The following is an 11579-nucleotide window of genomic DNA, read 5'->3' on the forward strand; positions in this document are numbered from 1 at the left end:
CGGCGGGGTAATGCTTCATCCCCACAGGGACTCCGTTCTCCTGGACCATCAAGATCCAAGTGTCTCCGGTGTCCAAAATCCGGGGTCAAGGTCCCAGTGCCTACGAAACCGCGCTGTCAGCAAGACAATCAAAGAGATGCCCAGACCCCTGAAACGGCCAGGTCGCAGGGCGCTCTCGCCCAGAGGAACAAGTGCCAGCCCCAGTTGGCTGGACCAAGACTTTCACCGACCCCCGCCTCTGCGCGGCCATCGTCGACCGCCTCACCTTCAACGGCACCATCATCGAAACAGGCACCGACTCCTACCGCCTCGCCAGCACCCGAGCACGGGCCGAGGAATCGGCCAAGGGTGGCTGATCTTGTCTTAACTGCCTGCTGGACCCGAGATCCCGAACGAGAATCGGAGCCCAGGAGGATTGATGAAGGGGGATGGCCGTGAGGCATGCGCTGAACTTGTGGCGTCAAGAGCTCGGAGAGGTGCCTGAGTCGGTCTGGCGACAGAGCGAGCTCCGCGTGCTGATCCTCGCGGACAACGGACTTACGGCCCTCCCTCCAGACATCAGGCAGCTTCACCAGCTGAACACCCTGGACCTGGGACATAACGCGCTGACGTCGGTGCCCGAAGAACTCGGCAAGCTGACCGCGCTCAGCGGCTGCCTCTACCTCCACGACAACCAGCTGACACGTCTTCCGGACTCCCTGGGAAACCTGACCCGGTTGCGCTACCTCAACGTCGGCGAGAACTCCCTCACCACCCTGCCGGAGACCATCGGTGGGATGAGCTGCCTCATCGAGCTCAGGGCGCAACACAACCGGCTCACCACCCTGCCCGAGGCCATCGGCCAGCTCTGCAACCTGCGTGAGCTATGGCTCCGGGGGAACGCGATCGAGGACTTGCCAATGTCGGCAGCCGGGCTGCACGAACTACGCCACCTGGACCTACGCGAGAACTCTCTGATCGAGGTGCCGGAGTCTCTGGCCGGCCTCCCGCGCCTGCGTCAGATCGACCTGCGGAGCAACCTCCTCGGCCAGCTGCCCGACTGGCTGGCCCTGATGCCATCGCTGGAAAAGCTGGATCTGCGTTGGAACGAGGTCGATCCATCGCTACCACTCCTCAGCGAGCTGGAGCGGCGGGGGTGCGTCGTCCTGACGTGACAGAGACGACACCACCTCTCGCCACAGTGCCGCTATTTCTCGGTTATGGCACAGATCTTGGGGAACCATCGCGGAGCGTGACCTCGGTGTTCGATTGCGAGTGACTGACTCGTGCGAGACGGCGCACGCCTTGGCGTCTGAAGGCCGGAAGTGACGCTCCCTGAGCTCCCGCCAACTTTAAGTCGCAGGTCAAAGGGCTAGTGTGATCGGCTCTCGTGGTGCTCGTGCTGGTCGCGGGCGGAAGTCTGCGGACAAGATCGTCCGTCAGCGGTCGACTTCGAGGTTCGTCAGGACGAGCAGAGCACGCAGGAGTTGGGTGGCGTGGGCGGGATCGGTACGGAGTTTGGTGAGGATCCGCCAGTTCTTGAGGTGGGCGAAGCCGTGCTCGACCGGTGCGCGTCCGACGGCGAGGACGCGGTTGGCTTCCTTCTGACCGGCGGTGAGTTTGTGGGTGCGGCTGGCGGTGTAGCCGGTGACGATCACGGGGTCGCGGATGTTGTTGTCCAGGCCGCGGAAGCCGAGGTCGGCCAGAGCGCCGAGGCCGGCGGCACGTAGGTGGGCCAGGGTGTGGTCGTGGCGGGCGGCGGTGTTGTCGTGGGTGCGGCCGGGCCGGGCGGCGGAGATCCAGATCAGGCGGCCGTTCTCGTCGGTCAGGGCGAGGAAGTGCAAGCCGTGGCTGCGGTGCTTGCCGGAGTAGTTGCGCCGGTCGGCCGGTCCGGTGCGGCGCTGGGTGCGGATGAGGGTGCCGTCGATCAGAACCACCTCCCCGCCCTGATTGACGACCTTCTTCAGGGCGCGGTCCAGGCGCGGCGCCTGGGCGGCGAGCAGGGCGATCAGCTCGTCCCGCCAGCGTCGGACGGTGGACTCGGACACGTCGTTGCCGCCGGCCATGTCGGCCAGACGTTCGTCGTGGCGAAGTACGGCCAGGACGATCACCGCGATCTTCCCCGGTGGCAGGATCCGCCACCGGGACCTGATCGCCTGCAGATGGCGCCTGAGCAGATCGGCGAGGTGGTTGACGGTGTGCGTGGACAGCGACAGACGGCACTGGTAGACAATCGGGCAGGTGTCCTCGGCGTGCTTCTTGGTATTCGTCACACAATTCCAACGGCCGCCGGGGGCACCCTGGTTACGCCTGTGCCGCACCGCTCCGGGCGGCGGTGCCCCTGGTCACAGGCGCGAGGTGAACCGGCCGTCGGGGAGTTTCCGCAGCCAGCCGCGATCGACGAGTCTGACCAGCTTGCCGCGTAGCGGTTCCAGCTTGGCCCGCACACTGATGTCGACGCCCACCGCCTCGCCGACCTCGCGGGCCATGACCGGTCCCGCGGCCTGCCGCACAACGGTGAGAATGCGCTGATAGTCCGGCGGCAGCGTGCTCTCCTCCACGCCCGGTTCGCGGTGCGGGATCAGCATCACCGCTCGTCCGGCCACCTGCCCGGGCGCCGGCAGGTCCGAGGCGCGTTCCTCGGCGAGCTGCCCGGACACCCGCTCAAGGACCCGTTCGGCGACAGCGAGCTCATCCCGCTCAGCCCGCACCTCCGCCAGCTCCTTGGCCAGCCGTTCTTCGAGTTCGTCCAGTTCCGCGCGCCGCGCGGTGATCCGTTCCAGCAGCTCGGGATCCAGCATGCATAGATCGTAGAAGCCCATTGATGGGGTTTTCCGGAAAAGGGTGCGATCGAGTGGCTTTGTTCACGAGCCGGTTCTGGCTCGCTTTCCGTGAAGCGCGCACGCTGAGTGATCTCCGCTGGGAGAACCGTGGACCGAAGATGGGCAGCCTCAGGTGCAGACGATGGGGCAGCCGCGTCGGATCGAGTGCTGGGCAGCACGCAGGAACAGTGCGACATAGAAGGTTGTGTCCAGGTCTGTGGTCCACGGTCCTGTTCGAGTGGTGGCCAGTTCCTTTGCTTGGTGCCTGAACCACGTGCTCAGGTCGAGGTTGTCGCATGTCGCCGGGGTTTCGGGTGGCAGATTGATGGCTGCCGCGAGTTTCTCGGCGAGCGGTAGTACCTGAGGAGCGCCGGCCACCATGGACTCGTGGTCGGTGGACTCGATGGGCAGCCAGATCTCCTCATCGAGTGAGAAGGGCACGAGCACGGTCCAGCCGCAGAGGATCTCCGATTCCTCTCGCGACAGGTGCGTCTGGCACAAGGCGAGGAACCCCGTCATGGAGGGGGTCAGCTTCTCCTCGAAAGCTTGCCCTGAGCCAGGTGCGAAGTCCGTCTCTGGGGGGACGTCCTCGTAGGGCGGCAGGCCCCGCCGCCTGAGTTCAGCATCGAGTGCTGAAGCAACTCCACCCCATCCGTCTTCCTCGTCACCGAACCATTCCTCCGCGCCAACGCTCACCAGATACACACCCATGTGGGGAAACTATCGCGGGCATCTGACATCGATCAGTGAGCCAACAGGACTCGCTTGCGGAGCAGTGCGAAGCCGGCCCGACCGAACATCTGGCGCTTGAGCATCTTGATCCGGTTGACGTGTCCTTCGACGACGCCGGAGCTCCAGGGCAGTGTGAGTCCGGCGACGACCGCGTCGCGGTCTCGGTCGATACCGGCCGCGAGAGTGTGGAGGCTGGGAAGGTCGTCCTGGCGGACGGCATCGAGCCACTGCGGGAGCCGTTCGCCCTGGCGCGCGGTGAGCATCTGGGCGAAGGACCGGACGTGACCGGTCAGGGCATCGAGTTCGGGGCAATTGGCCAAGATGGTCTTGAGTCGGAGCTGTTCGATCTCGGTCAGCGTTTCGGGTCGGCTGAGGATCCATCTCGTCACAACGCGGGGTGCCGGCGGTTGCGCGGTGACCGGCCGTGGCGAGGTGCGCTTCTCTCGCAGGTAGGCACTGACCCGGCCGTAGCTGCCTCGATAGCCCAATGGAACGATCTCTTCCCAGAGCTTCCAGGCGTTGGTGCAGCCCTCATCCCAACGTTCGTCCAGGTAGGGCTTGTACTCGTCGAGGACGGAGGTCCTGTTGTACTGCCATTGGCCGCGAAAGAGGTCTTCCGGCTTCGCAGCGTCTGCGAGGCTCTTGACCGTGCGGTGGGTCATGTTCAGCTGACGCCCGATGGAGCGACGGCTGTGGCCGGCTTCCAGCAGCGCGTGGACCGTGGCGTGCCGGGCTCGGACGCGGTTGGCGAATCGCTCGCTCCGCCATGGCGAGTCCGCCTTGTCCTCGGGCGGCGTCGGTGGTTCGGCCTTCCCCTCGCGATCGGGGATCAGGACGCGAAGGCACTGGCGGTGGCGGGCGACAGCCCGTTCAGCGGCCTCCCCGAGGTTGTGCCACAAATGCCAGCGGTCGGCGACCTGCGTCGCATGGGGTGCACCGGCTGTGGCGCCCTCTGCGAAGAACGGCGCGCGGTCCCGGCAGACGATCTCGATGCCGGGGCGCTTCGCCAGCCAGGCGGCCAGGCTGGACGCCTCCCGGTCAGGCAGCAGATCCACCGGCCGACGGGTCTCGACGTCGACGAGCACCGTGCCGTAGACCCGTCCTTTGCGTGTGGCGTACTCATCAACACCGACCACCCGTGGGGCTGGGACTTCGGGTTCGGGCAATGCATCGAGCAGCCGCAACACCGCGCTGCGGCTGATGGGCACCCCGAAGGCCCGTGCCATCCGGGCGCCGGCCCGGCCGGCCAGGGCGAGACCCACCGCGGCGAGGGTCGATCGCAACCGCTCCGTCCACCTGCTGTGCCGCCGGGTCAGTCCGGACATCTGCTCAGCGAACGTCCGCCGAGCACACGAAGACTCCGTACAGAAGAACCGCCGAACTCGCAGTTGCAGGACCACCAGACGTCCCCCACTCGGCACGTCCGTAGGAAACCGCAGGTAAGAGCTGTGCACCCGGGTCGACTCGCTCCCACAGTCCGGGCATGCCGCCCTGGCTGCCGTACTGCAGACGTCGATGCGTATCGCCTCGTGACTCACGTCCATCGACAGCACCGACACGTCTGCGATGGACGGTAATAGCAGGCCCTCCAGGAGGGGCGACGTCTCTTCCACGACGCCGCACTGTCGACCACATCAAGTTCGGCCCTGGTCATTTTCAGGCAACTTCCCGGAGCCTGATCGGAGGGTCAGCCGTCACTCAGCGTGCGCGCATCACGGAAAGCGAGCCAGAACCACAACCCGTGAATAATGTCCCGTCCGACCGCTTCTTATCTCTGTCCCACGAGACCTTGTGCGGTTCACAGTTCGTCCCAGGGCATATTGCCGCTCGCCGTGTACGACCGGTCGGCGTCCCACAGCATCTAGGGCTGCTGCTCGGCCCAGCACCCAACTCTCCCAGGGGCCCAGTCCTGGTAGGAGTCTGTAATCGAGTGGTCTGTGTTCCTCTGCGCGATGGCTGCTGATGTCACCTTGAGTGGTCGCCCGGGCGAGGTGCTTTCAGGCTTTCCTGGCTGCCCGTACTTTCGGCATGACAGATTGCTGGATCGGGCCGGCGACTGCCAACGGCAAGCTCCAGGGATCGTGGTCGTTGCCACAGCAGGGTCGTGTTTCGATGCCGGGCAACGTGCCGAAACTGAGGGGGACATCAACGGGGGGAGAGAGGCGGAATCTATGGACTGGGCCCCTGTCGTCAGCACGCTGATCGGTGCTCTTGTCGGTGTCGGGGCGACAACGGTCGCGGATCGAGGCCGGTGGGGGCGTGAGCAGCGACACCATTCGCATGATGTCCGCCGGGAGTTGTACAGCCAATACCTCCTGGCTCTTCACGATGCCGGAGAGCAGCTACGTGCCGTGGCGCTGGGTGACCTGCATGCTGATCTGCCGCGAGCGACCGCGGCCCGAGAGGCGTTCCGGTTCGGCAACCTGCCTGTTGCGTTGGAGCGAATCCGCCTCACCGCCCCCGCGGATGTGACCGAAGCAGCGGGAAGTGCCTTCCACCGCATGCGGAAGATGCGGAACTGCACCGCCAGCGGTGCTGCCGTTGGCTCGGCCGAGCATCGAGAGGCCGAGATAGCCTGCGAGCAGGCACATCGGATACTTCGGGGTGCCATGCGTGCTGACCTCGGCACCCTGTAACGCCAGAGGGAAGCCCGACGCGATGAGCCGAGCAGATGTTGGGATGGCAAGCTTCGGAAGCACGGCTTCGGTCGAGCCGCTTTCCAAGGTGACTGTAAAATCCGCCACGGAATGATCTCGTGGTCCTGAGTCCTTGGGGCCGCCACCCGTTCATCTCAACGTCGTTGTGACGGTGACGGCTTGTGGCACCTGGGTCGGGTGAGGCATGACCTCGATCGAGCGGACGGCCTACGCCAATCGCCGCGCGTTCTGGGACATCGACATGGGGACCGCTGGTGCCTTCTCCGCCGGCCCCGGCTACGACTTCCCCACCGGCCTCCGCAACCCCCGCGGCCTGCGGCGGCCCTTCGCCGACGACAGCGCGACCACACCGTCCGACCCGCAGCGCGAGGTGTAACAAGCCGCCCGGCGCCTGGGGAGATCCACCGAGCAGGTCTGGGGCCACCCTTCGAGATCGACCCCGAGGACCGGGCTACCATCTCGCCGTACCTGACCGGTTCGGCGAGTACCCCACGCACGAGCTCGGCATCCGGCCCGAGGCGTACGACCCGAAACTCGACGTCGACTTCACCCCACTACAGGGCCAGGACCTGCCCGCCGTCGGCCTCGGCAAGCCGCCTGACCCGGCCACGAGCGGGTCGGCACCATGAGGCCATGGACGAGACGCGCGAGCTCACGGAGGTGAACGACCTCCGCTGTTGCTTTTTCCGCGAGGACTACCGGAACCCTATCCGCGGTGCACGGATGCCATCGCGACTGCCTCGGTCTTCTTGTCTTTTTGACCCAGAGACCCGCTTGCCGCTGCTGCAGCGAATCCACCGATCTCCGCCAGCAAAATTACAGCACTAAGGGTCATCAGGAAGACACCTTGGGCCATCATGCGTTCCTCGGTGGTGTACTGGCCCCGGCCAAAGACAATCCTGAAAGCCTTCATGAGCAGTCTGATGATGGCACGGACCGGTGAATCTGCCGCCTGTGCATCCACCTGGCCGCTGGCACGGATAGATCCCCATACGAACAACACGATGCCCACGAGGAACAGCAGCACCACCAGCAAACCGCCTACAGACGCGAGCACGATCCACACTGTGTCCATGCACGAGGGGTTCCCTACGGGACGGCGTGAGAACCGAGCGGTGGCCTAGCTTGACCCTCCTGGCTCAAGCAACCGACATACGCCGACGCGTCTCGCGCCAGGTGCAGTCAGGATCTACAGCGCCTGCGCTGCAACGTCTCCAACCACGACTTCCTCGATTGGGACGCCGTCGATCTCGGCTTCAAGGTCCGGCCGGTCCTCCCCGCTGACGAGGTGGACACGGACGACGAGGCCACCGTCACCTCTGCCGAGCGCTACGCCGTTGACTCGTCGATCTTGTGAAAAGCGCTTGTCGAGGGCGCTCCTCACAGCCTCGACAGTCTGGAGATCAGGCATAGCTTCCTCGCTTCGGTCGACGCCTCAGGTTAGAAGAGTGACGTTCAGCCGCTTCAGCACCGTGACCAGAGGCGTCACGAAGGATACGCGTCTCCCACCGGGGTCGTATCCACCTGCGAAGAGGATCCCCACAGGTTCTCGGGAGTCGGGGCGGAAGACCAGCGCGCCGCTGTCTCCTCTGTCACTGAAAGGCCTTCCCTCGGCACCTTCCACAACAATTTGGTCAACAAACGTCTTGGCCCCAAAATGCCCAAAATTCACATCCGTGCTCGCCCTGATACCGATGATCTTTCCGCGGGTACGTCCGGTTGTCCGGCCCTCCTTGATAACCGTGATTTCTTCGCGGGCGAACAGCTCAGGAGACACCTCGATCGGGGCGGTAAGACCGCTCGCCCACCCCCACTCGTAGGGCTTGCCGTCATCGAGTAGGCAGAGGGCGGCATCCATGGTGTTGGTAGCTTCAAGCTTCACTGCGTCACTGAGAGTGCCGATACGGTTCCTCCGCTTCCTTCCTCCGTCCAGCGGGCCCGGCTGCAAGATGGCGTCCCCACGTATTGCTCGATCGCAGTCAGCAAGCACGTGGTTGTTCGACAGAATGTAGACACCGGTGTGGGCATCCAAGGCCACGAAGGCGCCCAGCGTCCCTGCGGGAACGCGGGGATGTCCAATCGACATTCCGGGGGTAAGGGGCAGAGTCGGGGAGGCACCGAAGACCCGAACGCAGGCCCGCGGACCAGACTGGGCTCCGACCATTCCCACGTATTCAATGCGCGCCTCGCCGTGGGCACGGTCCGCGATGTAGTAGGCGGTGTGCCACGTATCTGGGGAATCCACCTGCAGGAGAACCAGAAGGCCGAACTCGCCCCTTGCCTGACGGGCTAGGCCGATGGCTACGCCTCCGAGGGCTGGCACACTACCAAATTGAGGACCAAAACGACGGAGTGCGCGCCGGGCCCAACGGTTGCCTATTGTTGCCGAGTAGGCGGAGGCGGCCTTTTGGCCGCCTTGGGGGATTAGTTTGCCTGCTTCGAGGCATTCCAAGAGTTCGTCTTGAAGCTCGATTGCTGTTGCCAGCTTCATGACTTGTCTCCAAGTCCTTCCCTTCCAGCACTTGATGCTCACCGGAGGGGACCGAATGCGCCAGATCGCTCTCCCTCTCAGGATCTCATCGGCCAGGAAGTCTCACAAACACACGCCGTGAGAAGCGGACGATCAGGCACCGGGGACCGATGTGGCGCGGATTTGCCGCTGGACTCGTCCCGCGGACGCCCGGTAGCCGTTACGCATGTTGCCACCTGAGCGGGACCCGCGTCCGCCGGCCAGGCCCGCTTCCGCGGCCAGACACTGGTCCATCTCCGCCTCCAGGGCGGCCTGCATCAGATGCTGAGCCAGCTCGGGCAGGATCCCGCCCTCGCCCATCCGGTGCAGCCCGCCCTCGGCGGTCTTCTCCGCCGCCAGGGCGGCCAGCTCCTCCAGCAACTCGCTGGACAGACCGTTCACGGACACCGGCATCGACTTCACGTCGCCACCATCGATGCCAGTGTCCTGCTCGGCAAGCGACACACCCTCGCCGGTCTCGATCGGGTGATCAGTCGTCGTACCCATCAGATGACTCCTTCGTGGAGGTCCACACCTGATTCATGACACTTCCTCCGCCTTGCTTTCCCTCTCCGGGGCGGTTTGCGAGCTGATCCGTTGCTCGTCTGGGCCGGGGTGTGGCTCTCTCGTGATCAAGGGTTCGTCGTATGCCCTGGTGAGGGGGAGGCGGGGTGGCTGGTGGTGTGCTTGCCGGTCCCGGGCACGGGGATTTCGACGTCGAGTACGTCGGTGAGGACCGCGTACGCCGTCGAGAGCGTTTGTCAGCGGTCTGGACGGCGCCGTTCGAGTCGCTGCCGCCGGTGAGGAACGTCCGTACATATGACGGCCAGCGGTCGGTGACCCGGGACTACTGGTCGGCCACCATGCGGAAGGCTCTGGCCTGCGAGTCTAGGTTGGAGCGTGATCACGTGATGCTGCTGGACTTCGATCCGCAGGTGAAGGGGCTCGTGACGCAACCGTTCCGGCTGTTCTGGCCCGGTCTTCGGGGGAGGCGGGGACACGTTCCCGATCTTTTCGCACGTCTCGCCGACGGTACTGGCGTGGTGGTCGATGTCCGCCCGGACGACCAGGTCGAACCGGGGGATGCGGAAGCGTTCGCCGCGACCGAACGGGCCTGTGAGGTGGCGGGTTGGACATTTCGGCGGGTTGGCGTGATCGCTCCCGTTCCCCTGGCCAACATGCGGTGGCTTGCTGGCTACCGCCACCCCCGTAACTGGCACGACGAGACAGCCAATCGGCTGCGGGAGGTGTTCGCTACGCCGCGGGCGCTGTTCGCGGGGGCGGAGATGGTCGGCGACCGGATCGCCGTGCTGCCGGTGCTCTATCACCTGCTCTGGCGGGGCCTGTTGGTCACTGAACTGGAGTCGGCGGTCCTGGGACCCGACTCCGTGGTCCGGCAGTACGGGATGGAGGCCGCGCCATGGTGATGCGCAATCCGCTCGTGGTCCGGCCGGGCGACCGGATCGTCTTCGGCGGGAAGGTGCAAACGGTCGCTGGGTTGTCGGGGATGCTCGTCAGGCTCGCAGACGAGGTCGGCGGCACCAGCGCCATGCATCTGCCCACCTTGATGGCATTGCCCGGGTTCGCGGTTCTTGGCTCCGGCAGCCAGCCGATGCTGCCAACCGGGCTGCTGGACCACCTACCGGAAGACCAGGTGGAGCAGGCGTTGTGGTGGCACCGGCACATGGTCGAGCTGCGCTCGGGGCTGCCGCCGGACGCCCCGCGCGGCGCCCGTCCCAGTCCGGAGTACGACCCTGCCATGCGGACGTTGGCCGAGAGGGAGGCGGCAAAGGCGGCCGAGCTGAGTATGGAGCTCGGGCGGCCGGTGAGTGCGCACACGGTTCGCTGGCGGCGGCGTCGGCATCAGGAACGGGGTATCGCGGGCATGGTCGACGGGCGGCATGCTCCCCGCCGGCCGGTGCATGGGCAGCTCCGTCCCGAAGTCGTCGACGAGTTGCGGGAGCTGATGAGCCAGGCCACGGATGGCTCGACCCGGACCGTCAGCTTTTACTTCGCTCGCGTCAGCAAGTTGGTCAAGGACAAGTACGGGCCGACAGCGGTGCCGAAGAGGTCGGCGTTCTATCGGTTGTTCCGGCGCCTGGAGGCCGGTCGGCACACGACGGGTTCGGCACGGACCCGCAGGTCTCTGGCGAACCAGCCGGACGGAGTGTTCGACCAGGTCACGGTCTGTCGTCCGGGCGAGCTGATGGAGATCGACTCGACCCCGTTCGACGTGCTGGTGCGGCTGGACCAAGGGGTGGTCGGCCGTGTCGAGCTGACAGGGCTGGTCGATATCGCAACGCGCAGTGTCCCTGCGGCGGTGCTGAGGCCGACGACGAAGTCGGTGGACGCGGCTTTGTTGCTAGCCCGGGCGGTGACTCCGGCGCCGATGCGGCCGGGCTGGTCGCAGGCTCTGCGGCTGGAGCGGTCGGTGCTGCCCTACCAGCGGCTGCTTGCGCAGGATGAGCGCCTGCGTCATGCAGCCGCGTCCCCCCTGATCATCCCGGAGGCGATCGTGGTGGACGGCGGCAAGGCGTTCTTGTCGAGGAACTTCCACATGGCCTGCGACGCGTTCGGCACCGAAGTGATCCACGCGCCGCCCCGGACGCCCACGCACAAGCCGCACATCGAGCGGACTCTGGGCTCAGTGGCCACGATGTTCGCCCAGTTCGTCTCCGGCTACACCGGCCGCTCGGCCGAGCACCGCGGTCGGCGGGTCGAGGACCAGCCGTTGTGGTCGCTGCCCCAGCTGCAGGAGCTGCTGGAGGAGTGGATCACGGCCAAGTTTACCGACCGTGGTTTGTGCTGTTCGTGATGTCTGTTCGAGCCTGTGGCGTGGACGTCACGGGCTCGTTTACCGACCGGTTTCAGGACGTTCGT

At 65.6% G+C, this 11579-nt stretch carries 13 protein-coding genes and 1 pseudogene; 5 read left to right on the forward strand and 9 right to left on the reverse strand.

Features of this window, described 5'->3' with window-relative positions; all coding sequences use genetic code 11:
* Positions 1–206: 206 nt before the first annotated feature.
* Positions 207–356 (forward strand): annotated as a pseudogene (locus ACZ7IF_RS38685) (ATP-binding protein); the annotation flags it as partial.
* A gap of 72 nt (positions 357–428) precedes the next feature.
* Positions 429–1154: a leucine-rich repeat domain-containing protein gene (locus tag ACZ7IF_RS38690; RefSeq protein ID WP_470981651.1), complete on the forward strand. Its 726-nt coding sequence runs from the start codon at positions 429–431 to the stop codon at positions 1152–1154.
* Positions 1155–1418: 264 nt separating this feature from the next.
* On the opposite strand, the gene ACZ7IF_RS38695 is transcribed toward ACZ7IF_RS38690, so the two are convergent.
* The 5 genes from ACZ7IF_RS38695 to ACZ7IF_RS38715 all read right to left on the reverse strand — a co-directional run bounded on the left by ACZ7IF_RS38695 (position 1419) and on the right by ACZ7IF_RS38715 (position 6277).
* A complete protein-coding gene (locus tag ACZ7IF_RS38695) occupies positions 1419–2252 on the reverse strand; it encodes a transposase family protein (protein ID WP_470981653.1) in 834 nt (277 codons plus the stop codon).
* 72 nt (positions 2253–2324) lie between these two features.
* Entirely contained in the window at positions 2325–2780 is a 456-nt protein-coding gene (locus ACZ7IF_RS38700) for a hypothetical protein (RefSeq protein WP_362237401.1), read from the reverse strand.
* Positions 2781–2930: 150 nt separating this feature from the next.
* Positions 2931–3512, reverse strand: coding sequence for a hypothetical protein (locus ACZ7IF_RS38705; protein ID WP_470981655.1), 582 nt, complete (start codon positions 3510–3512; stop codon positions 2931–2933).
* Positions 3513–3544: 32 nt separating this feature from the next.
* On the reverse strand, positions 3545–5077 hold the full coding sequence (locus tag ACZ7IF_RS38710; RefSeq protein WP_470981672.1) for an ISL3 family transposase: 1533 nt from the start codon (positions 5075–5077) through the stop codon (positions 3545–3547).
* A 798-nt stretch (positions 5078–5875) separates the two neighbouring features.
* Entirely contained in the window at positions 5876–6277 is a 402-nt protein-coding gene (locus ACZ7IF_RS38715; RefSeq protein WP_470981657.1) for a hypothetical protein, read from the reverse strand.
* 97 nt (positions 6278–6374) lie between these two features.
* On the opposite strand from ACZ7IF_RS38715, the gene ACZ7IF_RS38720 reads away from it, so the two are divergent.
* On the forward strand, positions 6375–6566 hold the full coding sequence (locus tag ACZ7IF_RS38720; RefSeq protein ID WP_470981659.1) for a hypothetical protein: 192 nt from the start codon (positions 6375–6377) through the stop codon (positions 6564–6566).
* Positions 6567–6896: 330 nt separating this feature from the next.
* Here the strand turns inward: ACZ7IF_RS38720 and ACZ7IF_RS38725 are convergent, their stop codons facing one another.
* The 4 genes from ACZ7IF_RS38725 to ACZ7IF_RS38740 form a co-directional block, all read right to left on the reverse strand.
* A complete protein-coding gene (locus ACZ7IF_RS38725) occupies positions 6897–7265 on the reverse strand; it encodes a hypothetical protein (protein ID WP_470981660.1) in 369 nt (122 codons plus the stop codon).
* A 114-nt stretch (positions 7266–7379) separates the two neighbouring features.
* A complete protein-coding gene (locus tag ACZ7IF_RS38730) occupies positions 7380–7601 on the reverse strand; it encodes a hypothetical protein (RefSeq protein ID WP_470981662.1) in 222 nt (73 codons plus the stop codon).
* A gap of 24 nt (positions 7602–7625) precedes the next feature.
* Entirely contained in the window at positions 7626–8681 is a 1056-nt protein-coding gene (locus ACZ7IF_RS38735; protein ID WP_470981664.1) for a chymotrypsin family serine protease, read from the reverse strand.
* A 132-nt stretch (positions 8682–8813) separates the two neighbouring features.
* A complete protein-coding gene (locus ACZ7IF_RS38740; RefSeq protein ID WP_470981666.1) occupies positions 8814–9206 on the reverse strand; it encodes a hypothetical protein in 393 nt (130 codons plus the stop codon).
* 164 nt (positions 9207–9370) lie between these two features.
* On the opposite strand from ACZ7IF_RS38740, the gene ACZ7IF_RS38745 reads away from it, so the two are divergent.
* Together ACZ7IF_RS38745 and ACZ7IF_RS38750 are read left to right on the forward strand one after the other, a co-directional pair.
* Positions 9371–10126, forward strand: coding sequence for a TnsA-like heteromeric transposase endonuclease subunit (locus ACZ7IF_RS38745; RefSeq protein ID WP_470981668.1), 756 nt, complete (start codon positions 9371–9373; stop codon positions 10124–10126).
* Entirely contained in the window at positions 10120–11514 is a 1395-nt protein-coding gene (locus ACZ7IF_RS38750; RefSeq protein ID WP_470981670.1) for a transposase family protein, read from the forward strand. The genes ACZ7IF_RS38745 and ACZ7IF_RS38750 overlap by 7 nt, the downstream gene beginning before the upstream one ends.
* Positions 11515–11579 lie beyond the last annotated feature (65 nt).

The organism is Streptomyces sp. NPDC037421 (assembly GCF_055602105.1).